This window comes from Streptomyces sp. NPDC047028, assembly GCF_040644095.1.
Classification (GTDB): Bacteria; Actinomycetota; Actinomycetes; order Streptomycetales; family Streptomycetaceae; genus Streptomyces.
In genome coordinates this window covers 1-25899 of record NZ_JBEYVS010000061.1, presented here as the reverse complement: position 1 = coordinate 25899, position 25899 = coordinate 1, and the positions used below count along the sequence as shown (strand labels likewise).

Sequence of the window (25899 nt, the reverse complement as noted above, 5' to 3'; positions counted from 1 at the left end):
CATGACCGCCACCCCGGAGGCCACAGCGGCAGCCGCCCTGGAGGCCGCCCCCACGATCGTGCTCGTCGGCCACGGCATGGTCGGCCAGCGCTTCCTCGAAGCGCTCGCCGGGCGCGGCCTGACCGCCACGCACCGCGTGGTCGTGCTGTGCGAGGAGCCGCGTCCCGCGTACGACCGCGTGCAGCTCACCTCGTACTTCTCCGGCCGTACGCCCGACGAACTGTCCCTGACCGACCTGGAGTTCATCAGGGACCACGGCATCGAGCTGCACGTCGGCGACCCGGCCGAGACCATCGACCGGGAGGCCCGTACGGTCACCGCCCGGTCCGGACGCGTCGTCGGCTACGACGTGCTGGTGCTGGCCACCGGCTCGTACCCGTTCGTGCCGCCGGTGCCGAACAAGGACGCCGAGGGCTGCTTCGTCTACCGCACGATCGAGGACCTGCTCGCGATCGAGGCGTACGCCACGTCACGGGCGACGACGGGCGCCGTGGTCGGCGGCGGTCTGCTCGGCCTGGAGGCGGCGGGCGCCCTCAAGGGGCTCGGACTCACCTCCCACATCGTGGAGTTCGCGCCGCGTCTGATGCCGGTGCAGGTCGACGAGGGCGGCGGCGCCGCTCTGCTGCGCACCATCGAGGACATGGGCCTGAGCGTGCACACCGGGGTGGGCACCCAGGAGATCGTGGTCGGTGAGGACGGTGCCGTCACCGGCATGCGGCTGTCCGACGGCTCCGAACTCGCCACCGATCTGGTGGTGTTCAGCGCCGGTGTCCGCCCACGCGACCAGCTGGCCCGCGACTGCGGTCTGACGGTCGGCGAGCGCGGCGGCATCTCCGTCGACGAGCGGTGCCGCACGGTCTCCGACCCGCATGTGTTCGCGATCGGCGAGTGCGCGCTGGCCGCCGACGGCCGGGTGTACGGCCTGGTCGCGCCCGGCTACGAGCAGGCCGAGACGGCTGCCGCGACCATCGCGGAGGACGAGGCGTCCTTCACGGGCGCCGACCTGTCCACCAAGCTGAAACTGCTCGGCGTCGACGTGGCGTCCTTCGGCGACGCGCACGGCACCGCCGAGGGCTGCCTGGACGTCGTCTACGCCGACTCCCGCGCCGGCCTCTACAAGAAGCTGGTCATCGGCAGGGACGGCACGCTGCTCGGCGGCATCCTCGTCGGCGACGCCGATGCCTACGGCACGCTGCGCGCGCTGACCGGCTCCGTGCCCCCCGTCTCCCCCGAGTCGCTCGTCCTGCCCGCCGGAGCCGACTCGGGGGCCCAACTCGGCCCCGCCGCACTCCCGGACGACGCGGTCATCTGCTCCTGCCACAACGTCAGCAAGGGCACGATCCGCGGCGCGGTCACCGAGCACCGGTGCGTGACCGTGCCCGAGGTGAAGAAGTGCACCAAGGCCGGTACCGGCTGCGGCAGTTGCGTCAAGGTGCTGGGGCAACTGGTCACCGCCGAGCTGGAGGCGTCCGGCGTCGAGGTCGACAAGGGCCTGTGCGGCTGCTTCGAGCAGACCCGCGAGGAGCTGTACGAGATCGTCCTCGCGCTGCGCGTCACGTCGTACCAGGAGCTGCTGGACGGCTACGGCCGGGCCGGCGCCCGGGGCGGCGACGGCTGCGAGACCTGCAAGCCGGCCGTGGCCTCGGTCATCGCCTCCCTCGCCCCCGCGATCGGCGCCAGCGGCTACGTCCTGGACGGCGAGCAGGCGGCCCTCCAGGACACCAACGACCACTTCCTCGCCAACCTGCAGAAGAACGGCTCGTACTCCGTGGTGCCGCGCATCCCCGGCGGGGAGATCGCGCCCGAGAAACTGATCGTGATCGGCGAGATCGCCCGGGACTTCGGCCTCTACACGAAGATCACCGGTGGCCAGCGGATCGACATGTTCGGCGCCCGCGTCGAACAGCTCCCGCTGATCTGGTCCCGGCTGGTGGACGCCGGCTTCGAGTCCGGGCACGCCTACGGCAAGTCGCTGCGCACGGTGAAGTCCTGCGTGGGCTCGACCTGGTGCCGGTACGGCGTGCAGGACTCGGTACGCATGGCGATCGACCTGGAGCTGCGCTACCGGGGCCTCAGGTCCCCGCACAAGCTGAAGTCGGCGGTCTCCGGCTGCGCCCGCGAGTGCGCGGAGGCCCAGTCGAAGGACTTCGGGGTGATCGCCACGTCCAGCGGCTGGAACCTGTACGTCGGCGGCAACGGCGGCGCCACCCCGCGCCACGCCGACCTCCTCGCGCAGGACCTGTCCGACGCCGAACTGGTCCGGCTCATCGACCGGTTCCTGATGTTCTACATCCGCACCGCCGACCGCCTGGAGCGCACCTCGACCTGGCTGGAGCGGATCCCGGGCGGCCTGGACCACGTGCGGGACGTGGTGGTGCACGACTCGCTCGGCATCTGCGACGAGCTGGAGCGGCTGATGCGCTCCCACGTCGCCCACTACCGCGACGAGTGGGCCGAGACCATCAACGATCCCGAGAAGCTGGCCCGGTTCGTGTCCTTCGTGAACGCGCCGGACACCCCTGACCCGGTCGTCGCCTTCGTACCCGAGCGCGACCAGATGAAGCCCGACCTGCCGCTGCTGTCCATCGGCGTGCGGCCCGCCGACGACCTCCTGGAAGGAAGTGCCCAGCGATGACCCTGGCCCCCGAGACGACCGACCTGAAGGTGCAGCTCCAGCTGGAGGACAGCTGGTACACGGTGTGCGACCTGCACCGGCTGGTCCCCGGCCGCGGCGTGGCCGCCCTCCTCCCGGACGGCCGCCAGGTGGCGGTGTTCCGCGACCGCACGGACCGCCTCTACGCCATCGACAACCGCGACCCCTTCGCCGGCGCGGCCGTCCTCTCCCGTGGTCTGACCGGCACCCACGACACCCGCCCCTTCGTGGCGTCCCCGCTGCTCAAGCAGCGGTTCGACCTGGAGACCGGGCAGTGCCTGGACGACGAGTCGGTGCGGGTGGCGGCGTACGGGGTGCGGGCGCTGTAGCCGGCCGCCTTCCACTGCCCGGCGCTCAGTCGATGCCGGAGCGTTCCACCCCCGCCACGATCCACCGCTGGAAGCACAGGAAGACCAGCAGCAGCGGCAGGATCGACACGGCGGCGGCCATGAACAGCTCGTGCAGACGGACCACCTGGGACGTGGTGAAGGAGGACAGGGCGACCTGGACGGTCCAGGCGTCCCGGTCCTGGCCGATCACCAGCGGCCACAGGAACGAGTTCCAGGCGCCGAGGAACACGATCGTCCCGACGGCCGCGAACACCGGCCGCGCGTTCGGCACGACGATGAGCCAGTACGTCCGCCAGTAGCCGAGTCCGTCGACCTGCGCCGCGTCCTCCAGCTCCCTCGGGAAGCCCAGGAAGTACTGGCGGAAGACGAAGCAGGCGAACGCGGAGAACAGGGTCGGGACGATCAGTCCTCGCAGGGTGGAGATCCAGCCCAGAGAGGAGACGAGGACGAAGCTGGGGACGAAGGTGACGGCGGCCGGGACGAGCAGGGTGCCGAGGATGCCGTAGAAGACCTTGTTCGCGTGGCGGTAGGGGATGCGGGCGAGGCCGTACCCGGCGAGGGAGGCCAGGAGGAGCGTCCCCAGGGTCGTCGCCACGGCGATCAGCGCGGAGTTGAGGAGGGAGCGGGCGAACGGGACGGAGGGGTCGCCGAACAGCTCGCGGACGTTGCCCCACCGCAGCTCGTGGGGGAAGAAGGTCCATTCGGGCGAGGTGATGTCCCGCTCGCTCGCCAGCCCGTCGCGCACCAGCAGGTAGAACGGGATCAGGAAGAGCAGGGCGAGCACGACCAGCAGGACCAGGCGCACCGCCCGTCCGGCGCGGACCAGGGCGTCATCCATCGGCGTCCGTCCTTCCCAGCTTCAGCCATCGGGCCTGCCCCAGCGTGACGACGGCGACGACGAGGGCCAGGATCACCGCGCCCGCGCTGCCGAGGCCCAGGTTCTGCCCCTGCCCGAGGGCGGTGTAGTAGAGGTAGACGAGCGGCGGCCGGGCGTAGGGCGGGTAGCCCCGGGAGTCGGACAGCAGGTTGTAGAACTCGTCGAAGGCCTGGAAGGCGTTGATGACGAGGAGCAGCAGCACTGCGACCGAGGTGGCCCGCAGCTGGGGCAGTGTGATGTGCCGCAGCACGGTCCAGCCGGGCCGGGCCCCGTCCACGGCGGCCGCCTCGTACAGCGCCGGGTCGATCCGCTGGAGCCCGGCCAGGAAGAGGATCATGTAGAAGCCGGCCTGGAGCCACAGCCGTACGGTGACGATCACCAGCCAGTACCAGGGCGGGTCCGTACTGGCCAGCCACGGCACCGGATCGCCGCCGAACCAGCCCAGGACGGTGTTCGCCAGCCCGAACCGCACCCCGTTGAAGAGGGACATCTTCCAGATCAGGGCGGCGACGACATAACTGCACGCGGCCGGCAGGAAGAAGACGGACCGGAAGAACGCCCGCGCCCAGCGCACCCGGTTGACCATGAGGGCGAGGGAGAGCGAGACGACGTACGTCGTGGGCACGATGAACGCGGTGAAGACGAGGAACGTCTTCAGGCTGTCGACGAACGCGTCGTCGCCGAGCATCGCCGTGTAGTTGTCGAGCCCCACGAAGTGGGTGGGCGTGACCGTGTTGTGGGCGTCGAAGAAGCTGAGCCCGACGCTCCACAGCAGCGGCACATAGGTGAACAGGGCGAGCCCGAGGGCGAAGGGTCCGACGAACACCCAGAACCAGAGCGCGCGCCGCCGTCTCACGACGACGTCTTCGCCGTCTTCGTCTTCTTCACCCGGTCGAGCTCGGCCGACACCTTCCGTACGACGGTGCGCAGTTCGCTCTCCGGATGGGCGCCGCTCTTGATGATCCTGCTGAGCGCGTCCTGGTACGCGGTCTGGGCGGCCGGGGTCCACAGCAGCGGCTGGGCGTAGCCGTGCTCGGTGGCGAAGCGGACGGCGTCGGCGGCCGGGCCGGTGCGCAGCTTGGTGGCCTTCTCGGCCAGCGAGATCCGGGCGGGGATGTGGAAGCCGTAGGAGAGCGCGAAGTCCTCCTGGTAGTCGGTGCGGTCGACCCACAGCCACTTCACGTAGTCCTTCGCGGCGTCCTTGTGCCTGCTGCGGGCGCTCACGGCGGCGCCGTACGCCCCGACGGGCACCGTGGGCCGGCCGCCCGCCCCGTCCTTCGGGAAGGGCAGCACGCCGACGTCGTCGCCGAGTTCCTTCTGGATCTGCGGCAGGGCCCACAGCCCGGACCACTGCATGGCGGTGAGGCCCTGGAGGAGGGCCGACGGGTCGGACCAGTCGGCGGGGGCGCCGAGGAGGAGGGACTTGTCGGCGTACAGCTGGTGCAGTTTGCCGAGGGTGCGGGCGGCGGCGGGATCGTCGAAGCCGACCGTGCCGTCGGCGGTGACGAGCTGGAGTCCGGCCGCGTACAGGGGGGTTCCGCCGAGCACGCCGGCTCCCCCGTCGTTGCCGAGGAACAGTCCCTTCACCTTGCTGCTGGTGAGCTTCCGCGCCGCGTCGAGGAGGGCGTCCAGGGTGGTGGGCGGCTCGACACCGGCGTCCTTCAGCAGGCTCTTGCGGTAGTAGAGCATCTGCATGTCGATGGTCTGCGGGACGGCCCAGACCTTCCCGTCGTACGTCTTCGGGGTGAGCACCGCCGGGTTGAAGTCGTCCTTGACGCCGTCGAGCAGCTCGGTGAGGTCGACGACCTGGCCGCCCTGGATCTGGTCCAGGGTGGGCCCGTTGACCTCGAACACGTCCGGTCCGGAGTCGGTCAGCAGGGCGGCGGCGGTCTGCTGGTCGTAGTTCCCGGGCCGCCACTGCACACTGACGTCGGCCTTCTTGTACGCCCTGGCATACCGCTGGACGGCCTGCTCGGTCCCGGGCTCGCCGTACTGGTGGTACCACTGCGACAGCTTCGTCCCGGAGCCTCCGCCACCGTCACCACCGCGCCCGGTGTTCGACCCGCACCCGGCGAGCAGCCCACTCCCGGCGCCCGCCACACCCGCGGCCAGCAGCGCTCTGCGCCTCATCGACATCCCGTGCCCCCTGACGTCCGCTCCCGCACTCACGACCGATGCACCGCCCAACGATCAACCATGCGCCGGGATTACGAAAGAGGGCGTTGACGTACCGCGGGCACGCCGAAGGGGCGTCACCCCCGCACAGGGTGGCGCCCCTTCGTCTCGTGGCGCCGGAGCCGCCGCCGATCGGTCTGAGGGTCGGGGACCGACGGCGGCTCCGGGGTCAGTGGGGCCCCGGCGTGGGTAGCCGGGCCCGGCCGGGGGTCAGCGGTGGTCGCTGCCCTCGGACTGGGTGGCCGCCCGGCCTGCCTCCAGGCGGGCCACCGGGATGCGGAACGGGGAGCAGGAGACGTAGTCCAGGCCGACCTCGTGGAAGAAGTGGACGGACTCCGGGTCGCCGCCGTGCTCGCCGCAGACACCGAGCTTGAGGTCGGGGCGGGTGGCGCGGCCGGCCTTCGCGGCGGCGGCGACCAGCGAGCCGACGCCGTCCTTGTCGATCGTCTCGAACGGGCTGACGCCGAAGATGCCCTTCTCCAGGTAGGCGGTGAAGAAGCTCGCCTCGACGTCGTCGCGGCTGAAGCCCCAGACCGTCTGGGTCAGGTCGTTGGTGCCGAAGGAGAAGAACTCCGCGGCCTCCGCGATCTGGCCGGCGGTGAGGGCGGCGCGCGGCAGCTCGATCATCGTGCCGATCGCCAGCTTCAGCTTCGTACCCGTGGCGGCCTCGACCTCCGCGATGACCTGGTCGGCCTCCTCGCGGACGATCTCCAGCTCCTGGACGGTGCCGACGAGCGGGATCATGATCTCGGCGCGCGGGTCGCCCTTGGCGTTCTTGCGCTCGGCCGCCGCTTCGGCGATCGCGCGGACCTGCATGGTGAACAGGCCGGGGATGGCGAGGCCGAGGCGGACACCGCGCAGACCCAGCATCGGGTTCTGCTCGTGCAGCCGGTGCACGGCCTGCAGCAGCCGCAGCTCGTTCTCGTGCGGCTCCTGACGGGACTCGGCGAGGGCCACGCGGACCGAGAGCTCCGTGATGTCGGGCAGGAACTCGTGCAGCGGCGGGTCCAGCAGGCGGACGGTGACGGGCAGTCCGTCCATCGACTCGAAGAGCTGGACGAAGTCCTGCTTCTGCAGCGGCAGCAGCGCCTTGAGGGACTCCTCGCGCTCGGCCTCCGTGTCGGCCAGGATCAGCCGTTCCACCAGCTCGCGGCGGTCACCGAGGAACATGTGCTCGGTGCGGCACAGGCCGATGCCCTGGGCGCCGAAGCGGCGGGCGCGCAGCGCGTCCTCGGCGTTGTCGGCGTTGGCGCGCACCCGCAGCCGGCGCTTGCGGTCCGCGAAGGCCATCATGCGGTGCACGGCCTCGACCAGTTCGTCGGCGTCGTCGGCGCCCGGGTGCATCCGGCCCTCGAAGTACTCGACCACGGGGGACGGCACGACGGGCACCTCACCGAGGTACACCTTGCCGGAGGAGCCGTCGATGGAGATGACGTCGCCTTCCTCCACCACGTGCCCGCCGGGGACGGTCATCCGGCGGCGCTTGGTGTCGACCTCCAGTTCCTCGGCGCCGCAGACACAGGTCTTGCCCATGCCGCGGGCGACGACGGCCGCGTGGGAGGTCTTGCCGCCGCGCGAGGTCAGGATGCCCTCGGCGGCGATCATGCCGTCCAGGTCGTCGGGGTTGGTCTCCCGGCGGACCAGGATGACCTTCTCGCCCGAGCGGGACCACTTCACGGCGGTGTACGAGTCGAAGACCGCCTTGCCGACCGCCGCGCCCGGCGAGGCCGCGATGCCCCGGCCGACCTGCTCGACCTTCGCGTCGTCGTCGAAGCGCGGGAACATCAGCTGGGCGAGCTGGGCGCCGTTGACGCGCTGCAGCGCCTCGGTCTCGTCGATCAGGCCCTGGTCCACCAGCTGGGTCGCGATGCGGAAGGCGGCACCGGCGGTGCGCTTGCCGACGCGGGTCTGGAGCATCCACAGCTGGCCGCGCTCGATGGTGAACTCGATGTCGCAGAGATCCTTGTAGTGGTTCTCCAGGGTCTCCATGATCTGCATGAGCTGGTCGTACGACTTCTTGTCGATCTGCTCCAGCTCCGCGAGCGGGACGGTGTTGCGGATACCCGCGACGACGTCCTCGCCCTGGGCGTTCTGCAGGTAGTCGCCGTAGACGCCCTGGTGCCCGCTGGCGGGGTCACGCGTGAACGCGACACCGGTGCCGGAGTCGGGGCCGAGGTTGCCGAAGACCATCGAGCACACGTTGACGGCGGTGCCCAGGTCGTGCGGGATGCGCTCCTGGCGGCGGTACAGCTTGGCGCGGTCGCCGTTCCAGGAGTCGAAGACCGCCTTGATGGCGAGGTCCATCTGCTCGCGCGGGTCCTGCGGGAAGTCGCGGCCGGCCTCGGCCTTGACGATCTTCTTGAACTTGGTGACCAGCTTCTTCAGGTCGGCCGCTTCGAGGTCCGTGTCGACGGTGACCTTCTTGGCCGACTTGGCCGCGTCCAGGGCCTCCTCGAAGAGGTCGCCGTCGACGCCGAGCACGGTCTTGCCGAACATCTGGATGAGGCGGCGGTAGGAGTCCCACGCGAAGCGGTCGTCGCCGGCCTGCTTGGCCAGGCCCTGCACCGACTTGTCGGAGAGGCCGATGTTCAGGACGGTGTCCATCATGCCGGGCATGGAGAACTTGGCGCCGGAACGGACAGACACGAGCAGCGGGTCGTCGGCCTGGCCGAGCTTCTTGCCCATCGTCTGCTCGAGGGCGTCGAGGTGCGCACTCACCTCGTCACGCAGTGCCGCGGGCTCGTCGCCGCTCTCCAGGTAGACCTTGCAGGCCTCGGTGGTGATCGTGAAGCCCGGAGGGACCGGCAGACCGAGGTTGGTCATCTCGGCGAGGTTGGCGCCCTTGCCGCCGAGAAGGTCCTTGAGGTCCTTGTTGCCCTCGGTGAAGTCGTAAACGAACTTCGCTACGTGGGGATCTTTGTTTTCCGACACGGGTCTCGACTCCTTGAGGCCGCGGTGGCTGCCCTGACGGCGAGGAACATACCCAGATCGAAGGTGCATGGGTACGTCCACTTGCGCGTCATGCGCGTGTAACCACCCGTCCGCCAGTGGATCGAAAGTCAAAGCTTGGCAAGCGGCAGCAGTCGCATGTTTTCACTTCTTGAACACAAGACCCCTCAAAGAGGGGGTTTCTCGCTCAGATGAGCAGTGACTCCGCCCATCTGTTTTCGATCGATGAACGATCAAGGGGTGGCACTCGGTGCCACCCCTTGGAGAAGTGCAGTCGCTCAAGATCCGCTCATCTGAGCGCAGCCCTTATCAAGGGTGGCGAGAATCACGCTGCCACAAGGGTCGGGATTTCACCATGCGGACGGCTGCTGGACTGACGGCGGACGTTCTCCGGACCGTCTCCGGGTCAGCCTCGCGACGGGCGAGGCGGCCAGGTGTGGCGGCGTCTTGGCGAGGCGTTTGCCGGGTGTTTGCCGAGGAGGCGTGAACAGCGCGGCCGGCGGAGCCGTACGACACCACGGCGGGCCTGACGAGCCGGGTTCCGCCCCAGCTCAGCCCCCGTTTCCACACGGGCCTCGCACGGAAGGACCTCCGGGTTGCCTCACCACACGACCACGCGCCGGCCACCGGGCACGCCCGGGGAGGCCGAGGACGTCCACACCGGCGAAAGCGCGCCGGCCAAAGCCGCCGGGGGGCCGGAGCCAGGGGAGGCCGGGGAGGCCACGGCCTCCGCGGAACCGGCAGAGCCCACCGGCTCCGCCGAACCCGCCGAACCCGCCGAACCCGCCGAACCCGCCGAACCCGCCGACGGTCCCGCGCCTGCCGGCACCACGGAACCCACCGACGGCCCGGCGCCTGCCAGTACCACCGAAACCCGCAGCCCCTCCGAACCGTCCGGAGCCGGCGAACCCGGCGCCGACGGCGGCCTCGCAGAGGCCGGTGAAGGCGACGGCGCCCCGGCGCCCACCCCCGCCACCCCCACCCCCACAGCCACACCCCGTCCGCTCCGGCCCATCCCTCGCCCCTGGGCAGCCGTGGCGGCGCGAGGACGGCGGTGGCGGGAGGCGCACCCGGCGGCCGCTCAGGCGGTGTCCCTCGGTGTCACCGTGCTGGCGCTGGCCCTGGTCGTCGCGGCGCTGGTGCTGCCGAACTCGGTGGTCGGGCTCCGGCTCGCCCAGTTCACGCGGATTCCGGCCGAGGCGATCATCGGGGCGGCGCTGATGCTGGCGCTGCCCAGGCGGCCGAGGGTCGTGCTGGCCGCCGTCTCCGGGGTGGCGCTGGCCGCGCTGACCGTGCTGAACGTGCTCGACATGGGCTTCAAGCAGTACCTGGGCCGGAGCTTCAACCCCGTCCTGGACTGGAGTCTGCTCGGCGACGCGCAGTCGTATCTGGAGGACTCGCTCGGCCGGACGACCACCCTGCTCGCCACGGCCGGCCTGATCGTCCTCGTGCTGCTGTTGTTCGTGCTGCTGGCCCTCTCCATGGTCAGGCTGAGCAATGTGCTCGTCCGGAACACCGGTCTGGCCACGCGGGGCACCCTCGTCGCCGGGGTCGTCTGGATCACCTGCTCCTCCCTCGGCCTCCAGATCGCGGGCGTGCCGATCGCGTCGGACCGCACCGCGACCGCGGTCAAGGCGCAGGCGCACCAGGTGTCCGACACCCTGCGGGACGAGGCGGAGTTCCGGAAGGTGGCCAAGGTCGACGCCTTCGGCAACACCCCGCCCAGCCAGCTCGTGCCCGGCCTGCGCGGCAAGGACATGATCTTCACGTTCATCGAGAGCTACGGCCGCAGTGCGATCGAGGACCCGATCGAGGCGCCCGGCGTCGACAAGACGCTCGACGCGCGGACCAAGGCGATCGCCAAGGCCGGTTTCCACGCCAAGAGCGGCTGGCTGACCTCAGCGACGTACGGCGGCAACAGCTGGCTCGGCCACTCCACCACCATGACGGGCCTGTGGATCAGCAATCAGCAGCGCTACCGCACGGTCATGGCCAGCGACCACCTCAGCCTGACCGAGGCGTTCAAGAAGACCGGTGAGTACGACACCGTCGGCGTGATGCCGGGTGTGCAGAAGGGCTGGCCGGAGCAGAAGTACTACGGCCTGGACAGGGTCTACAACGCCTTCCAGCTCGGCTACAAGGGGCCGAAGTTCAGCTGGTCGACGATGCCGGACCAGTACACGTTGCAGCAGTTCCAGGACCGGGTGCACGGGAAGAAGCGGGCCGACGGCAAGGATCTGATGTCGTTCGTCATCCTGACGTCGAGCCACCAGCCGTGGGGGCCGATCCCGAAGATGGTCGGCTGGGACCAACTGGGCGACGGCTCGATCTTCAAGGGCATCGAGGCGGCGGGCAACAAGGCGGCCGACGTGATCGCCGACACCACCAAGTCCCGCCAGGAGTACGGCAAGTCGATCCAGTACTCGGTGACCGCGCTCACCGAGTGGCTGGAGCGGTACGGCAAGGACAACACCGTCCTGGTCTTCCTCGGCGACCACCAGCCCATGGCGCGGGTCAGCGGCAACCACGCCAGCCGTGACGTGCCGATCTCGATCGTCGCGAAGGACCCGAAGGTGCTGGACAAGATCGCCGACTGGGGCTGGACGGACGGCCTGCGCCCGGCGCACAACGCCCCCGTCTGGAAGATGAGCGCCTTCCGGGACCGCTTCCTGACGGCCTACGGCTCGACCCCCCACCCCAAGACGAACTGACCACCGCCCGGGCGGCCGAGCCTCTCGGCGAACCGAGCCGGTTCAGCCGCCCGAGGTGTCCAGCTCCGCTTCCTCGCTGACCCCCACCGTCTCGTACGGGTCCCGCAGCCACCCGTCCGGCAGCACCACCCTGTTGTTGCCGGACGTACGGCCCCGGGGCCCGTCCGCGCCCGACGGCCACCCCTGCTCAAGGTCCAGCTCGTCCAGCCCGCCCCGCAAGTCCGCCAGTGACGACGCGACGGCCAGCCTCTTGCGCATCTCGGAGCCGACCGCGAACCCCTTCAGGTACCAGGCGACATGCTTGCGGAAGTCCACGACCCCCTTGGACTCGTCCCCGAGCCACTCCCCCAGCAGCGTGGCGTGCCGGACCATGACACCGGCCACCTCGGCAAGCGTCGGCCGGGTGAACTCCGTACGCCCCTCGAACGCCGCCACCAGATCGGCGAACAGCCACGGCCGCCCCAGGCACCCCCGGCCCACGACCACGCCGTCGACCCCGGTCTCCCGGACCATGCGCAGCGCGTCCTCCGCCGACCAGATGTCCCCGTTGCCGAGGACCGGGATCTCCGGGACGTGCTCGCGGAGCCGGGCGATGGCCTCCCAGTCGGCGGTGCCGCCGTAGTGCTGGGCGGCCGTACGGCCGTGCAGCGCGATGGCGGTGACGCCCTCCTCGACGGCGATGCGCCCGGCGTCCAGGTAGGTGATGTGGTCGTCGTCGATGCCCTTGCGCATCTTCATGGTGACCGGCAGGTCACCGGCCCCGGAGACCGCCTCGCGCAGGATCGCCCGCAGCAGGTGCCGCTTGTACGGCAGCGCCGATCCGCCGCCCTTGCGGGTCACCTTGGGTACGGGGCAGCCGAAGTTCAGGTCGATGTGGTCGGCGAGGTCCTCCTCCGCGATCATGCGGACGGCCTTGCCGACGGTGGCCGGGTCGACGCCGTACAGCTGGATCGAGCGCGGCTTCTCGCTCGCGTCGAACCTGATCAGCTGCATGGTCTTGTCGTTGCGCTCGACCAGCGCCCGGGTCGTGATCATCTCGCTGACGAACAGGCCCTTGCCGCCGCTGAACTCACGGCACAGCGTCCGGAAGGGCGCGTTGGTGATCCCCGCCATGGGTGCGAGCACGACGGGCGGCGCCACGGCGTGCGGGCCGATGGAGAGCGGGTGGGTCATCAGACGGCTCCGGATACGGACGTACGGACGTACGGGATCGGACACGGGAAGTACCCATTGTCCCTCACTCCCCCGGCAGCCCGGCCAGCCGCTCCAGCCGCTCCTCGCTGTCCTCGTCGGCGGGGACGTAGGCGACGATCCGCCGGGCCGGGGCCTGCGGGGCCAGCCACAGGTTGCGGTGCTCCAGCCGGACGAGACCGACGACAGGGTGCCGGTACCGCTTGACGTGCGGCGACATCGGCGCCACCTCGTGCCGCTCCCACAGTTCCCGGAACTCGGCCGAGACCCGCATCAGCCGGTCGAGCCGCCGCTGCCAGAGCGGGTCGGCGACGTGCTCGGCCATCCCCGCCCGGTACTTGGCGATCATGTCGCGCAGCATCTCGTCCCGGTCCAGGAAGTCCCGCTTCCAGCGCTCGCTGGTGGCCAGCAGCCACAGGCAGTTGCGGTCGTCGGGGGGCAGCTCGGCGGGGTCGCCGAACAGCTGGGCGAAGGGGCGGTTGGCGGCGAGGACGTCGTAGCGGGCGTTCTGCAGGGACGCCGGGTAGGGGGCGAGCCGTTCGACGATCCTGAGCGCCGAGGCCGGGGCGCCCGTGCACTCGGCCCCGGCGTTCGGGTCGGTGGTGCCGGCGAGGGTGAAGAGGTGGGCGCGCTCGGTGGGGTCCAGCAGCAGCGCCCGGGCGACCGCGTCCAGTACCTGCGCGGAGACGTGGGTGGCCCGCCCCTGCTCGATCCACGTGTACCAGGTGACCCCGACCGCGGCGAGGTGCGCCACCTCCTCCCGGCGCAGACCGGGCGTACGCCGGCGGGGCCCGCGCACCAGGCCTACCTGCTCGGGGGTGACCCGCTCGCGGCGGCTGCGCAGGAACGCGGCGAGTTCACGCCGCCGTACCGACGCCTCCCGCGGTGGCTCCGGCATCGTGGGACTCGCGACTGCGGCTGCGGTGGTCATGGCCTCCAGGGTGCCGTCCGCGGGCGCGGCGGTTCCAGTTGGTGCCGGTACCCGGATGAGCAGCGGCTGGTACCGGGCTGGGGGCGCCGCGAGGCTCGGTGCCGTGACGACGACGAGAACCCCCCTGCCGACGGACGGCTCCCCCGCCACCGCACCCCTCAGCCCGTTCGGGCTGCTCACCCTCCTGCTCGGGGCCGCGCTCCCCATGGTCGACTTCTTCGTCGTCAACGTGGCCCTGCCGACGATCCGGCACGACCTGGACGCCTCCTCGGCGACCCTGGAGATGGTGGTGTCCGGGTACGCGGTGGCGTACGCCGTCCTCCTCGTCCTCGGTGGGCGGCTCGGCGACACCTACGGCCGCCGCCGGCTCTTCCTGTGGGGGGTCGCCGGTTTCGGGCTGACCTCGCTGGCCTGCGGGCTGGCACCCGGCGCCTGGTGGCTGGTGGGCGCGCGGGTGGCGCAGGGCGCCGCGTCGGCGGTGCTGCTGCCGCAGGTGCTGGCCACCCTGCACGCCACCACGAGCGGGGCGCGGCGGTCCCGCGCGATCGCCCTGTACGGCTCGGTCGGCGGGGTGTCGGTGGTCCTCGGGCAGGTGCTGGGCGGGGTGCTGGTCGCGGCCGACCCTGCGGGCACCGGCTGGCGTGCGGTGTTCCTCGTGAACGTACCGGTCGTGGTGGCCGCCCTCGCCTGCGCGCTGCGGTCGGTGCCGGACAGCAGGGCCGAGCGGCCGGCGCGCGCCGACCTCGCCGGTACGGCCCTGCTGGCGGCCGCGCTGACCGCCGTACTGCTGCCGCTGACCGAGGGCAGGGCGGCCGGGTGGCCGCTGTGGTCGGTGCTGCTGCTGTGCGCTGCGCCGCTGCCGGCGGCGGCCTTCGCCGTCGTGGAGCGGCGGGGCGAGCGGTCCGGGGGCAGCCCGCTGCTGCCGCCCTCGCTGCTGGCCTCTCGGGAGGTCCGCCGCGGTCTGCTGCTGGGTCTGCCGGTGTTCGTGGGCTTCGCGGGCTGGATGTTCGTCAGCGCGATCACGCTGCAACAGGGTCTCGGCTACGGCGCGCTGCGGGCGGGGCTGACGCTGGTGCCGATGGGGGTGGCGCAGTTCGGCGCGTCGCTGCTGGCGCCGCGTGCGGTACGGCGGCTGGGCGGGCGGTCGGTGACGCTGGCGGCGCTGGTGCACATCGCCGGCCTGTCGACGGTGACGGCGACCGCGCTGTTCGGCCCCTGGCCGCGGCTGAGTCCGCTCGTGCTGGCGCCGGGGCTGGTCCTGTGCGGGGTGGCGCAGGGGCTGGAGTTGCCGCTGTACTTCCGGTTCCTGCTGGCCGCGGTCCCGGCGCGGCTGGCGGGGGCGGGCAGTGGGCTCGCGGCCACCCTGCAGCAGTCCGGCCTGGCGGTCGGGGTGGCGCTGCTGGGTTCGCTGTTCCTGGCGCTGGTGCCGGGACTCGGCATGCGGGACGCGCTGGCGGTGGTGCTGGCAGCGCAGGCGGCGGGACTGGTGGGACTCGGGGTGCTTGGGCTGAGGCTGTCCCTGGTACCCGGGTGAGCGGGCCCGGAGCGGGCGCCATGGCCTACGGACCAGGTCATGACGCGTGCATCGGTCATTAGTTAGACGCACTATTGAAATCGGCGTACGATGAACCGCATGCCCGAGTTGAGTCACCGCCGTCGGCTGCTCGTGCTCGCGATCTGCTGCATGAGCCTGCTCATCGTGAGCCTCGACAACACCGTCCTGAACGTCGCCCTGCCCTCGCTGCAGCGGGAGTTCCACGCCAGCACCTCCGGTCTGCAGTGGACGATCGACGCCTACCTGCTCGTCCTCGCCTCCCTGCTGATGCTCTCCGGTTCGACCGCCGACCGGATCGGCCGCAAGCGCGTCTTCATGGCGGGCCTCGTCATCTTCTCCGCCGGCTCGCTGCTCTGCTCGCTCGCGCCGAACCTGGAACTCCTCATCGTCTTCCGCATGGTGCAGGCGGTCGGCGGTTCCATGCTCAACCCGGTCGCCATGTCGATCATCACCAACACCTTCACCGACTCCCGCGAGCGCGCCCGCGCCATCGGGGTGTGGGGCGCGGTCGTCGGCATATCCATGGCGGCCGGCCCCCTGGTCGGCGGACTGCTCGTGGAGTCGGTGGGCTGGCGCTCCATCTTCTGGCTCAACATCCCCATCGGCGTCGCCGCGCTCCTGCTCACCCTGCGCTTCATCCCCGAGTCCCGCGCCCCCAAGCCCCGCCGCGCCGACCCCGTCGGGCAACTGCTGGTGATCGCCCTGTTCGGATCGCTGACGTACGCGATCATCCAGGCGCCGGACTCCGGCCTCGGCGCGGTCGCCCCGTTCGGCGCGATCGCCCTCGTGGCCCTGATCGGCCTGCTCTGGTACGAGCCGCGGCGCGACGAACCCCTCATCGACCTGCGCTTCTTCCACTCCGCGCCGTTCAGCGGGGCGACCGTGATCGCGATCAGCGCGTTCTCCGCACTGGGCGGATTCCTGTTCCTGTCGACCCTGTACCTGCAGAACGTGCGCGGCCTGGACGCCCTGCACGCCGGCCTGTGGATGCTCCCGATGGCCGCGCCGACGTTCCTGTGCGCGCCGCTCTCCGGCCGACTCGTCGGCAGCCGGGGACCACGCGTGCCGTTGCTGGTGGCGGGCGCCGCGATCACCGTCAGCGGGGTGCTGTTCGGCGCGTTCGAGGCGGAGACCTCCAACGCCACCCTGCTCCTCGGCTACGTCCTGTTCGGCATCGGCTTCGGCTTCGTGAACGCGCCGATCACCAACACGGCGGTATCGGGCATGCCGAGGGCCCAGGCGGGAGTCGCGGCGGCCGTCGCCTCCACGAGCAGGCAGCTCGGCCAGACGCTGGGCGTCGCGGTGGTCGGCGCCATCCTGGCCTCGGGCATCGGCTCGTCCTCGTACCGGCACGCCTTCGTCTCGGCGGCGCGCCCCGGCTGGTGGATCATCGCCGCCTGCGGCTTCGCGGTCCTCGTCCTGGGCGCCGTCACCAGCGGCCGGTGGGCCCACCGCACGGCCGAGCGCACGGCGGAACGGCTGGAGTCACCGGAGGTACGGCAGACGGTGGGGGCGTCGGGCCGGGCCTGACGGCTTCGCCGCCGGGCTCAGCCGCGCTCGGCCAGTTCCTGGAGCCGCTCCAGGCGCGCGCGGGTCTCCTCGTTCTTCGGGGTGTAGGTGACGAGGCGGGCGCCCGTCTCCGGGCTCAGCCACAGGTCCGTGTGCTCCACGGTGAGGTGGCCGACGTACGGGTTGAGGAACTCCTTGGTCTTGGTGCGGTTGCCGACGACCTCGTAGCGCTCCCAGTTCTCGCGGAACTCCGGGGACTCCGTCTCCAGGCGTTTGACGAGCATCTTCCAGGCGGGCTCGCCGAGGTGGCCGGCGAGGGAGGCGCGCAGCCGGGCGGCCATCAGGCGCTGGCTGTCCTCCAGGTGCACGATCGACGCCTGCCAGTCGCGGTTGGTGTAGACGAGGACCATGCAGTTGCGGTCCTCGGGCGGGATCGCGTCGAGGTCGCCGAGGAGGCGGCCGTAGGTGCGGTTGTAGGCGAGGATGTCGTACCGACTGTTCTGGATGCAGGCCGGGACCGGCTCCAGGCGGCGCAGGATCTCGGTCAGCGCCGGGGTGATGCCCGCGCAGTTCGCGGCCGGGGTCGGGTCCGTGGCACCGGCCAGCTGGAACAGGTGGGCGCGCTCGCTGGCGTCCAGCATCAGCGTGCGCGCCAGGGCGTCCAGGACCTGCACGGAGACCTGGATGTTGCGGGCCTGTTCGAGCCACGTGTACCAGGTGACACCGACCGCGGAGAGCTGGGCGACCTCCTCCCGCCGCAGCCCCGGCGTACGCCGGCGCCGGCCGCGCGGCAGCCCCACCTGCTCGGGGGTGATCCGCTCCCGCCGGCTGCGCAGGAACGCGGCCAGCTCGTGCCGCCGGATCTCCGCACCGCCCGCCGCGGGGACGCCGGTGGCGGGCGGAGCCGTAGGCGTCGACGGAGCCGCAGCCGTCCCCGCGGCGGGGGTCGTGGTCGTCACGGTCGTCAGGCTCGTCATGGTTCCAGGGTGCCCCGCGCCCGATCCTGTTGCCAGGTACTTCTTGTACCAGGACAAGGACACTCTGGTACCACCCTGCGCCCGGTCGCAGGCTCGGGGACATGACCGACACCGTCAGTACCCCGGCCGTCCGTGCCCATGAGGCGGCCTCGCCCACGCTGGGCGGCCCGGGGCTGTTCACCGTTCTGCTGGCCGCGGCCCTGCCGCTGGTCGACTTCTTCATCGTCAACGTCGCCCTGCCGACCATCGGCGCCGATCTCGCCGCGGGCGAGGCCGTACTGGAACTCGTCGTAGCCGGCTACGGCGTCGCCTACGCCGTCCTGCTCGTCCTCGGCGGCCGGCTCGGCGACCTGTTCGGCCGACGGCGGCTGTTCCTCGGCGGGATGGCCGCCTTCGGGCTGACCTCGCTGGCCTGCGGCCTGGCACCGGGCGCCTGGACCCTCGTCGCGGCGCGGGTCGCGCAGGGCGCGTCCGCCGCGGCCATGCTCCCGCAGGTCCTCGCCACCGTGCAGGCGGCCACGAGCGGCGCGCGCCGGGCGAAGGCCATGAGCCTGTACGGCGCCACCGCCGGCCTCGCCATGGTGGCGGGGCAGATCCTGGGCGGCGTCCTCGTCGCCGCCGACCTCGCCGGAACCGGCTGGCGGGCGATCTTCCTCGTCAACGTGCCGGTGGTGGTGCTCGGGCTGGTCATGGGCGTGCGGTTCGTGCCCGAGACCCGCTCGCAGCACCCCGAGCCGGTCGACGGCCCCGGGACCGTGTTGCTCGCCGCGTCCCTGCTGACGCTGCTCGCCCCGCTCACCGAGGGCCGGGCGGCGGGCTGGCCGCTGTGGACCTGGCTGTCGCTGGCCGCGTTCCCGTTCGCGGCCGCCGCCTTCTACGCCGTCGAGCGCCGTGCGGACCGGCTGGGCCGGACCCCGCTGGTGCCGCCCAGCCTGTTCCGGCTGGCCTCGCTGCGGCGCGGGCTGGTCCTGATGCTGCCGTTCTCCATCGGGTTCAGCGGGTTCATGTTCGTCATCGCGCTGGCCCTGCAGCAGGGGGCGGGCCTAGGACCGGTGCCGGCAGGGCTGGCGCTCGCGCCGATGGCCGTAGTGTTCCTGTTCGTCTCACTCGCCGGTCCGCGGCTGATCGCCCGCCACGGCACCCGAGTCGTTGCCGCCGGCGCCGCGGTGCAGGCGGTCGGCGTACTGCTGATCGTGCTCGCGGTGTGGCGGGACTGGCCCCACCTGGACGTGGCCTCACTGCTGCCGGGCACGGCCGTCGCCGGGGCCGGGCAGGCCCTCCAACTCCCCAACATCATGCGGATCGTGATGTCCGAGATGCCGGCCGCGCGGGCCGGGGTCGGCAGCGGCGTGATGGTCACCACGCAGCAGTCCGCGCTGGCGCTGGGCGTGGCCACGCTCGGCACGCTCTTCCTCGCCCTGGTCCCGCACTTCGGCATGCGGGACGCCCTGCTCACCACGCTGTTCGTGCAGTTGGCAGGCGTCGTCCTGACGGGCCTGCTGAGCCTGCGGCTGCCCCGCACGGTCGGCTGACCGCCGCTCATTCCCCTTCCGGGCATCCCCTGTTGATGTTGGTCTTGCTGCACACTCCTTGCCGTCGGGAACACCGGAGGCAGGGAGGAGCGGGGTCATGCCGCAGAACCAGACGAGCAAGGTCAGCCGCTGGGACCAGCACGGGCGCGAGCACGTGGTCCGGGTACGGCGCACGGGCGTGCAGCGCACGATCAGCTGCGACACCTGCGGCTGGCGGCAGGGCGCGCAGTTCCTGCCGTGGCTGAAGGCGGAGGAGCACCTGGCCGAGGCGCACCAGGCGACTGTGGACCCGTCGGCGCCGCAGGAGGCCTCTCACTGAGACGCTCCAGGGCCGGCCGATGAGTTTCCCGGACGGCGCCAGTCGTACCTACGACGACGGAGCCGATCCAGGGACCGAGGACCATGACCACCACACTGCTGTACGACACTTTGCGCCGCTACGTCGACGAGGGCACCGTGCCCGGCGCGGTGGGCCTGCTCGCCCGCGGCGAGGACGTCGAGGTGGTGGCCGTCGGCCACACCGCGGCCGGCGGCCCCACCCCGATGGCCCGGGACTCGATCTTCCGGATCGCCTCGCTCACCAAGCCGGTGACGGCCGCGGCCGTGCTGATGCTGGTGGACGAGGGGCGGGTCGGGCTGACGGACCCGGTGGAGAAGTGGCTGCCGGAACTGGCCGGGCCGATGGCGGTCCTGACCCCCGACAGCCCCCTCGACGACCTGGTGCCGGCGAACCGCCCCATCACGGTCGAGGACCTTCTCACCTCCCGCACGGGGTGGGGCTTCCCCTCCGACTTCTCCCTCCCGGCAGTGCAGGCGCTGTTCGAGGTCCAGAAGGACGGCCGCTTCCCGCACGCCTACCCGGCCCCGGACACCTGGCTGACCGACCTGGCGAAGGTCCCCCTGCTGTACCAGCCGGGCGAGGCCTGGCTCTACGGCACCTCCTCCGACCTCCAGGGCATCCTGATCGCCCGGGCGTCGGGCCACACGCTCCCCGACTTCCTGGCCGAGCGGGTCTTCGAGCCCCTCGCCATGACGGACACGGCGTTCGAGGTCCCGGCCGCCGCACGCCACCGCTTCACCACGTCCTACCGCCAGGCCCCCGACCACACCCTGGAGGTGATGGACACCCCCGACGGCGACTGGAGCCGTGTCCCCGCCTTCCCCTCGGGCGGCGGCGGCCTCGCCTCCACGGCCGACGACTACCTCGCGTTCGCCCGCATGCTCCTGTCCGGCGGCGAGACGAACGGCCGCCGACTCCTCTCGACCAGCGCGGTCCGCCGCATGACCACCAACCACCTCACGCCGGCCCAACGCCGAATCGGCCACCTCTTCCTGGAGGGCGAGGGCTGGGGCTACGGCGCCCAGGTCGACATCACCACCACCCACCCCTGGAACACCCCGGGCCGCTACGGCTGGGTAGGCGGCACAGGCACCACGGCCCACCTGGCCCCCAGCACGGGCACGATCTCCATCCTCCTGACCCAGGCCGCCATGACCAACCCGACCCCGACACCCTTGATGAGGGACTTCTGGCGCAGCACGGCACCCACTACAGCAACTGGTCGGCCTTCCCGGCCGTGATGCCGGGGATCAACGCACGGAACGTCGCGGGTGTCGGTGAGGTAGTGGTCTCATGACGATTCACCGACGCATACCCCGGACTCGAACGCAGCGATTATGCCGCCCCTTACCGCATGCGCCTCGCCGTTGATCATTGGGTCCTCTTCAGAGCGCGATGGAGCGATACGCAAGGGCCTGCTCGACCACCTCATCGGCGGACAGTTCCCGCTCGGGCGGCCAGAAGATCAGATCGCTGACGTAACCAGGCAGACACCCCAGGGCTCGGCCCAGACTGCTGAGCCAGCGGTCCGCCTCCTCGTCCGAGGCGTAATCGGCGTCCATGATCCGCTGCACAAGCGCAACAGCCTCGGCACGGCTCATCTCCACTGGACTCAAATCCTTCCACCGTGGCCCGCCGCAACCGCAGCCGTGGTGGGCAGCGTCAGCAGGGGTGATGAATCCGATGCAGGTGCAGGCTCTCACAGCACATCCGACAGAGCTGCTCGGAAGCCTTCCACTTCCCGGCCGACGTACTCCGAGAGATCGGTCAGTATGCGCAGGGTCTCATCCAGGTGACGGGCGAGTTCCGGTGCACTCCTCCATACGGATTCACTCCTGGTCAATACCGCCGAGAGCAGGTCGTCGTCATACCAGCCACCCGCCGCTTCCTGCGGCGCCGTCTCGCGAAGGAAATCCAACGCAACAGGAAGGAGCCAACGAAGGCCCACATCCTGCCCGATCAACCGGGCCAGATCCTCCACCGAGAGTTCTTCAATAGCACGCCTCCGCAGTTCACGAACGCTGCGAACCAAGGCCGTACTGTTCTCCGGCGGATCCGGCCATCGGCGGTTCTCAAGCTTCTCGATCGACCTATTTCGGTCAACAGGTTCCACCAGCGCAGGCGCCTCCATTCGCGCTATCGATACGCACTGAGACGTAATTCCTTACACGCCTCCAGGACGGCGGACCGGAGTTCTGCATCGGTCAGATCGCCTGGTTCTCTCAGGCTCGGATCTACCGTATAGTCCTCCAGAATCATGAACACCCGGTCGAAGAGATCAGCGAGTGCCCCTCGGACCCGTTCTCCGTACTTCTGAGAGGTTCGTCTGGCATCCCCCCAGCCATTCGCAAATCCGGAAGGACCGCAGACACCGTCTGAAAGCTCCTCGAGAAGAGCAAGCTGTCGAGCTGCCCCACTACCGGGAACGACGTCTGTAGGGCGCGACCATGCGTGACGCGTTGGAGGGTAGGCGCTCGCGACCCGAGGCAAATCAGGGTGCCGGTCAGAGACAGCGCGGGCGTAGCGGGCGAATCGGGCGCGCACCGCGTCTATACCTTCTCGAACAGCCGCAGCCATGAATACGTCCGTGCCCGCGATGAGGGTGTATCCCGCTTTCGGGAAGAGCACGGCCCCTCGCTGATCGAGCGTACAGAAAAGCGACGGAGGGCGAACGTTCTGGGGCTCCTGATCCGGCGGTACCTCCCCCGACAGATCTCGAAGACCTTTGGGCAGTTGTTGGCCCGGATCGGCCTTTCGTCTCGGCGTGGCTGCGCGGAAAATCGGTGGTTCCCGTCCCTGTCGGGGCGTGTGTGGATGCGGCTTTGGTTCGGCGAATTGCCGCCGGATGTCGGGCGGTCGGCTCATCGCACATCCTGTGGGGGGACCTTTCCGGGGGTGTCCCTGTGTGCGTGGCGGTCCGGCATCCGGTCGATCAGCGGGAGGTGTGCCTGTCCGCACAACCGTCCGCTCCGCGATGTCTGCGAGTGCCGACTGGGGCGCGTGTGCCTCGCCCTGGTCCGTCCCGTCGGCCGGTCCCGTCGGCCCAGCGCTGTTCACAGCACCCTCCCCCCTGACTGAACTTGCCCCGTTGTGCTCGATGGCTTTCGTTCGGTGAACGACCTGTCATGCTCACATGCCTGAGCGGCAAGAACAATGTCGCCCTGGTCAACGGCAGTTGGGGCCGAAGAGGAGGCGGATCAGTGCGGGCGCAGGCCGCGGACCAGGAGGTCGACGACCGCCTCGAATTCGGTTTCGATGTCGGGGTGTTGCCACTCGCGGGCGTGGCAGGGGTCGTGGAAGCGGCCGGTGGCCTGGAAGACGGCTCGGGCCGAGGCGGTGGGGTCGGGGGTGGCGAAGTCGCCGGACTCGGCGCCGGTGGCGATGATCCGGGCCAGCTGGACGGTGAGGTCGGTGACGTGGTCGGCGACCGCGGCGCCGCTCTCGCCGGCCAGCACGGTGTAGGTGGCGAAGAGCTCCGGGTCGTAGCCCGCCTTGTGCCGCTTGGCCTCGAACAGGGCGGCCAGCCAGTCGCGCAGGCGGGTTTCCGGGTCGCGGTCCTCGGTGACGAAGCCGGCGAGCCGCTCCGAGGTGCGATCCAGCCACCTCTTGGTCACCGCTTCGCGCAGTGCCGCCTTGGTGCGGAAGTGGCGGTAGACGCTGCCGTGGCTGACGCCGAGCGCGCGGGCCACGTCGACCACGGTGGCCTTGGCCGGGCCGTGCCGGCGCAGCACCTCCTCGGTGGCTTCGAGGATGCGCTCGGCGGTCAGGGTCTCGGTCGGTGCCATGTCCTAGACCGTACCTGGAGTGGCCTTCAGCGTTCGCTGTCGAGCATCGCCATCTGCGCCGGGGCGTACCGGGAGCCGGCCGCCGCTTCCGCCGGGACCGCGCTCTCGATCGCCGCCAGGTCCTCCGCGTCCAGGGTGACGTCCAGGGCGCCCAGGGACTCGGTCAGCCGCTCGCGGGTGCGGGCGCCGACCAGGGGGACGATGTCCTCGCCGCGGGAGAGCACCCAGGCGATCGCTGTCTGGGCGACCGTCGCGCCCTTCTGCTCGGCGACCTTGCGGAGGGACTCGACCAGCGTGAGGTTGTGCCGGTAGTTGTCGCCCTGGAAGCGGGGCGAGTAGGCGCGGAAGTCGGTCGCCGCGAACTGCCGGTCGGCCGTGAAGTGGCCGGAGATCAGCCCGCGCGAGAGGACACCGTAGGCGGTGACGGCTATGCCCAGTTCGCGGGTGGTGGGCAGGATGTCCTTCTCGGGGCCGCGCGAGATCAGCGCGTACTCGATCTGGAGGTCGGCGATCGGGGCCGTGGCGGCGGCCCGGCGGATGGTGTCGGCGCCCAGTTCGCTCAGGCCGATGTGGCGGACGTACCCCTTCTCCACCAGTTCGGCGATGGCGCCGACGGTTTCCTCGATCGGCACGTCGGGATCGAGGCGGGACGGGCGGTAGACGTCGATGTGGTCGACGCCCAGGCGCTGGAGCGAGTACGCCGCGAAGTTCTTCACCGCCGCCGGGCGGCCGTCGAAGCCGGACCAGCCTCCTGCCGGGTCACGCAGGGCGCCGAACTTGACACTCAGCTGCGCGTTCTCCCTGAGGGCCGACGGGGCGGTGCGCAGCGCCTCGGCGATCAGCAGTTCGTTGTGCCCCATGCCGTAGAAGTCGCCGGTGTCGAGCAGGGTCACGCCCGCTTCCAGGGCGGCGTGGATCGTCGCGACGGACTCGGAGCGGTCCGCCTCGCCGTACATCCCGGACATGCCCATGCAGCCGAGGGCCAGGGCGGAAACCTGGGGGCCGGTGGTTCCGAGGGATCGGGTTCGCATCGTCGTGGTCATGAGTCCAGACTGCCATGACGGATGACAGATTTCAATATCTGTCATCCGTCATTTGTGAGTTGTCACTCGGAAGGGGGCGGGCTTCGACTTGGTCCAGACCTATTGACTAGAGGTCTGGACCAGAGGAGTGTCATGTATGCGACACCTTCTCCCCACCGACCGGCCCACCCGCCTTGCCCCGTCCTCACCGCACCCCCACCGGGAGGCTCCGCATGATTCGCCGCAGACTGCGTCTGCTCGCCGCCGCGCTGGCCACCACCTGCCTCGCGCCCTTCGCCCTCTCCCTCGCCGTGGCGCCTGCCGCGACCGCCGCCTCCGACACCTGCGCGGTGAAGTCACGCCCGGCCGGCAAGGTCCTCCAGGGCTACTGGGAGAACTGGGACGGCTCCGCCAACGGCGTCCACCCGCCCTTCGGCTGGACCCCGATCACCGACTCCCGCATCGCCGCGCACGGCTACAACGTGCTCGACGCGGCCTTCCCGGTCATCCTGTCCGACGGCACCGCGCTGTGGCAGGACGGCATGGACAGCGGGGTGAAGGTGCCGACCTCGGCGGAGATGTGCGCGGCGAAGGCCTCCGGGCAGACGATCCTGCTGTCCATCGGCGGGGCCGCGGCGGGCATCGACCTCAACTCCAGCGCCGTGGCCGACCGGTTCGTCGACACGATCGTGCCGATCCTGAAGCAGTACAACTTCGACGGCATCGACATCGACATCGAGACCGGCCTCACCAACAGCGGAAGCATCGGCCGGCTGTCCACGTCCCAGGCCAACCTGATCCGCATCATCGACGGGATCCTGAGTCGAATGCCGTCCAACTTCGGCCTGACGATGGCCCCGGAGACCGCGTACGTCACCGGCGGCAGCATCACATACGGCTCGATCTGGGGGGCGTACCTGCCGATCGTCAAGAAGTACGCGGACAACGGCCGGCTGTGGTGGCTGAACATGCAGTACTACAACGGCAGCATGTACGGCTGTTCCGGCGACTCCTACTCGGCGGGCACGGTACAGGGCTTCACCGCGCAGACCGACTGCCTGGACAAGGGGCTGGTGGTGCAGGGGACCACCATCCGCGTGCCGTACGACAAGCAGGTCCCGGGACTGCCCGCCCAGCCCGGCGCCGGCGGCGGCTACATGTCGCCGTCCCTGGTCTCCCAGGCCTGGCGGCACTACGGCGGCTCGCTCAAGGGCCTGATGACCTGGTCCCTCAACTGGGACGGCTCGAAGAACTGGACCTTCGGCGACAACGTCAGGGCACTGCAAGGCCGTTGACGGGAGCCCGAGGAGAGCCGGACGGCCGCCGAGTCAGTGACTCGGCG

20 protein-coding genes are annotated in these 25899 nt (G+C 70.7%); 9 read left to right on the top strand and 11 right to left on the bottom strand.

Annotation, left to right across the window (positions count from 1 at the left end; genetic code table 11):
* The first annotated feature begins 1 nt into the window (after position 1).
* Positions 2-2635, top strand: coding sequence for a nitrite reductase large subunit NirB (gene nirB / locus ABZ854_RS33805; RefSeq protein ID WP_361218863.1), 2634 nt, complete (start codon positions 2-4; stop codon positions 2633-2635).
* Complete coding sequence (gene nirD, locus ABZ854_RS33800) at positions 2632-2982, top strand: nitrite reductase small subunit NirD (RefSeq protein WP_361218860.1); 351 nt, start codon at positions 2632-2634, stop codon at positions 2980-2982. The genes nirB and nirD overlap by 4 nt, the downstream gene beginning before the upstream one ends.
* A 25-nt stretch (positions 2983-3007) precedes the next feature.
* Here the strand turns inward: nirD and ABZ854_RS33795 are convergent, their stop codons facing one another.
* The 4 genes from ABZ854_RS33795 to ppdK all read right to left on the bottom strand — a co-directional run bounded on the left by ABZ854_RS33795 (position 3008) and on the right by ppdK (position 8986).
* Entirely contained in the window at positions 3008-3841 is an 834-nt protein-coding gene (locus tag ABZ854_RS33795) for a carbohydrate ABC transporter permease (RefSeq protein WP_361218857.1), read from the bottom strand.
* Entirely contained in the window at positions 3834-4736 is a 903-nt protein-coding gene (locus tag ABZ854_RS33790) for a sugar ABC transporter permease (RefSeq protein WP_361218855.1), read from the bottom strand. The genes ABZ854_RS33795 and ABZ854_RS33790 overlap by 8 nt, the downstream gene beginning before the upstream one ends.
* A complete protein-coding gene (locus tag ABZ854_RS33785) occupies positions 4733-6016 on the bottom strand; it encodes a sugar ABC transporter substrate-binding protein (protein WP_361218852.1) in 1284 nt (427 codons plus the stop codon). The genes ABZ854_RS33790 and ABZ854_RS33785 overlap by 4 nt, the downstream gene beginning before the upstream one ends.
* A gap of 249 nt (positions 6017-6265) precedes the next feature.
* The gene (ppdK, locus tag ABZ854_RS33780; protein WP_129309286.1) at positions 6266-8986 is read right to left on the bottom strand and encodes a pyruvate, phosphate dikinase; all 2721 of its coding nucleotides are present in this window, start codon (positions 8984-8986) and stop codon (positions 6266-6268) included.
* Positions 8987-10092: 1106 nt separating this feature from the next.
* Between ppdK and ABZ854_RS33775 the strand changes: the two genes are divergently transcribed.
* On the top strand, positions 10093-11715 hold the full coding sequence (locus ABZ854_RS33775; protein ID WP_361218890.1) for a sulfatase-like hydrolase/transferase: 1623 nt from the start codon (positions 10093-10095) through the stop codon (positions 11713-11715).
* Between the two features lie 42 nt (positions 11716-11757).
* Here the strand turns inward: ABZ854_RS33775 and dusB are convergent, their stop codons facing one another.
* Both dusB and ABZ854_RS33765 read right to left on the bottom strand, forming a co-directional pair.
* Positions 11758-12888: a tRNA dihydrouridine synthase DusB gene (gene dusB / locus ABZ854_RS33770; RefSeq protein ID WP_361218849.1), complete on the bottom strand. Its 1131-nt coding sequence runs from the start codon at positions 12886-12888 to the stop codon at positions 11758-11760.
* Between the two features lie 64 nt (positions 12889-12952).
* A complete protein-coding gene (locus tag ABZ854_RS33765; RefSeq protein ID WP_361218846.1) occupies positions 12953-13837 on the bottom strand; it encodes a helix-turn-helix transcriptional regulator in 885 nt (294 codons plus the stop codon).
* Positions 13838-13940: 103 nt separating this feature from the next.
* Between ABZ854_RS33765 and ABZ854_RS33760 the strand changes: the two genes are divergently transcribed.
* Both ABZ854_RS33760 and ABZ854_RS33755 read left to right on the top strand, forming a co-directional pair.
* Entirely contained in the window at positions 13941-15371 is a 1431-nt protein-coding gene (locus tag ABZ854_RS33760) for an MFS transporter (protein WP_361218843.1), read from the top strand.
* A 99-nt stretch (positions 15372-15470) separates the two neighbouring features.
* Entirely contained in the window at positions 15471-16922 is a 1452-nt protein-coding gene (locus tag ABZ854_RS33755) for an MFS transporter (protein WP_361218840.1), read from the top strand.
* 17 nt (positions 16923-16939) lie between these two features.
* Here the strand turns inward: ABZ854_RS33755 and ABZ854_RS33750 are convergent, their stop codons facing one another.
* On the bottom strand, positions 16940-17878 hold the full coding sequence (locus ABZ854_RS33750; RefSeq protein WP_361218838.1) for a helix-turn-helix transcriptional regulator: 939 nt from the start codon (positions 17876-17878) through the stop codon (positions 16940-16942).
* 101 nt (positions 17879-17979) lie between these two features.
* Between ABZ854_RS33750 and ABZ854_RS33745 the strand changes: the two genes are divergently transcribed.
* The 3 genes from ABZ854_RS33745 to ABZ854_RS33735 all read left to right on the top strand — a co-directional run bounded on the left by ABZ854_RS33745 (position 17980) and on the right by ABZ854_RS33735 (position 20991).
* Positions 17980-19410, top strand: coding sequence for an MFS transporter (locus tag ABZ854_RS33745; RefSeq protein WP_361218835.1), 1431 nt, complete (start codon positions 17980-17982; stop codon positions 19408-19410).
* 97 nt (positions 19411-19507) lie between these two features.
* On the top strand, positions 19508-19729 hold the full coding sequence (locus ABZ854_RS33740; protein WP_361218832.1) for a hypothetical protein: 222 nt from the start codon (positions 19508-19510) through the stop codon (positions 19727-19729).
* Positions 19730-19812: 83 nt separating this feature from the next.
* Positions 19813-20991 carry a serine hydrolase domain-containing protein gene (locus ABZ854_RS33735; protein WP_361218829.1) on the top strand — a complete coding sequence of 393 codons (1179 nt, stop codon included), beginning with the start codon at positions 19813-19815 and terminating at the stop codon, positions 20989-20991.
* Positions 20992-21135: 144 nt separating this feature from the next.
* Here ABZ854_RS33735 and ABZ854_RS33730 read toward each other — a convergent pair whose 3' ends face one another.
* The 4 genes from ABZ854_RS33730 to ABZ854_RS33715 form a co-directional block, all read right to left on the bottom strand.
* On the bottom strand, positions 21136-21351 hold the full coding sequence (locus tag ABZ854_RS33730) for an e9imm peptide (RefSeq protein ID WP_361218887.1): 216 nt from the start codon (positions 21349-21351) through the stop codon (positions 21136-21138).
* 98 nt (positions 21352-21449) lie between these two features.
* The gene (locus tag ABZ854_RS33725; protein ID WP_361218827.1) at positions 21450-21863 is read right to left on the bottom strand and encodes a contact-dependent growth inhibition system immunity protein; all 414 of its coding nucleotides are present in this window, start codon (positions 21861-21863) and stop codon (positions 21450-21452) included.
* Positions 21864-22947: 1084 nt separating this feature from the next.
* Entirely contained in the window at positions 22948-23535 is a 588-nt protein-coding gene (locus tag ABZ854_RS33720; protein WP_361218825.1) for a TetR family transcriptional regulator, read from the bottom strand.
* A 26-nt stretch (positions 23536-23561) separates the two neighbouring features.
* Positions 23562-24578 carry an aldo/keto reductase gene (locus tag ABZ854_RS33715; protein WP_361218822.1) on the bottom strand — a complete coding sequence of 339 codons (1017 nt, stop codon included), beginning with the start codon at positions 24576-24578 and terminating at the stop codon, positions 23562-23564.
* Positions 24579-24790: 212 nt separating this feature from the next.
* On the opposite strand from ABZ854_RS33715, the gene ABZ854_RS33710 reads away from it, so the two are divergent.
* Positions 24791-25852, top strand: a complete 1062-nt coding sequence (locus ABZ854_RS33710; protein WP_361218819.1) for a chitinase — start codon at positions 24791-24793, stop codon at positions 25850-25852.
* Positions 25853-25899 lie beyond the last annotated feature (47 nt).

Bases quoted from the DNA above. Each gene is read 5' to 3' on its own strand.
- nirB (WP_361218863.1), top strand. From the start codon at position 2: ATGACCGCCACCCCGGAGGCCACAGCGGCAGCCGCCCTGGAGGCCGCC.
- nirD (WP_361218860.1), top strand. From the start codon at position 2,632: ATGACCCTGGCCCCCGAGACGACCGACCTGAAGGTGCAGCTCCAGCTG.
- ABZ854_RS33795 (WP_361218857.1), bottom strand. From the start codon at position 3,841: ATGGATGACGCCCTGGTCCGCGCCGGACGGGCGGTGCGCCTGGTCCTG.
- ABZ854_RS33785 (WP_361218852.1), bottom strand. From the start codon at position 6,016: ATGTCGATGAGGCGCAGAGCGCTGCTGGCCGCGGGTGTGGCGGGCGCC.
- dusB (WP_361218849.1), bottom strand. From the start codon at position 12,888: ATGACCCACCCGCTCTCCATCGGCCCGCACGCCGTGGCGCCGCCCGTC.
- ABZ854_RS33765 (WP_361218846.1), bottom strand. From the start codon at position 13,837: ATGACCACCGCAGCCGCAGTCGCGAGTCCCACGATGCCGGAGCCACCG.
- ABZ854_RS33755 (WP_361218840.1), top strand. From the start codon at position 15,471: ATGCCCGAGTTGAGTCACCGCCGTCGGCTGCTCGTGCTCGCGATCTGC.
- ABZ854_RS33750 (WP_361218838.1), bottom strand. From the start codon at position 17,878: ATGACGAGCCTGACGACCGTGACGACCACGACCCCCGCCGCGGGGACG.
- ABZ854_RS33745 (WP_361218835.1), top strand. From the start codon at position 17,980: ATGACCGACACCGTCAGTACCCCGGCCGTCCGTGCCCATGAGGCGGCC.
- ABZ854_RS33740 (WP_361218832.1), top strand. From the start codon at position 19,508: ATGCCGCAGAACCAGACGAGCAAGGTCAGCCGCTGGGACCAGCACGGG.
- ABZ854_RS33735 (WP_361218829.1), top strand. From the start codon at position 19,813: ATGACCACCACACTGCTGTACGACACTTTGCGCCGCTACGTCGACGAG.
- ABZ854_RS33730 (WP_361218887.1), bottom strand. From the start codon at position 21,351: ATGAGCCGTGCCGAGGCTGTTGCGCTTGTGCAGCGGATCATGGACGCC.
- ABZ854_RS33720 (WP_361218825.1), bottom strand. From the start codon at position 23,535: ATGGCACCGACCGAGACCCTGACCGCCGAGCGCATCCTCGAAGCCACC.
- ABZ854_RS33715 (WP_361218822.1), bottom strand. From the start codon at position 24,578: ATGACCACGACGATGCGAACCCGATCCCTCGGAACCACCGGCCCCCAG.
- ABZ854_RS33710 (WP_361218819.1), top strand. From the start codon at position 24,791: ATGATTCGCCGCAGACTGCGTCTGCTCGCCGCCGCGCTGGCCACCACC.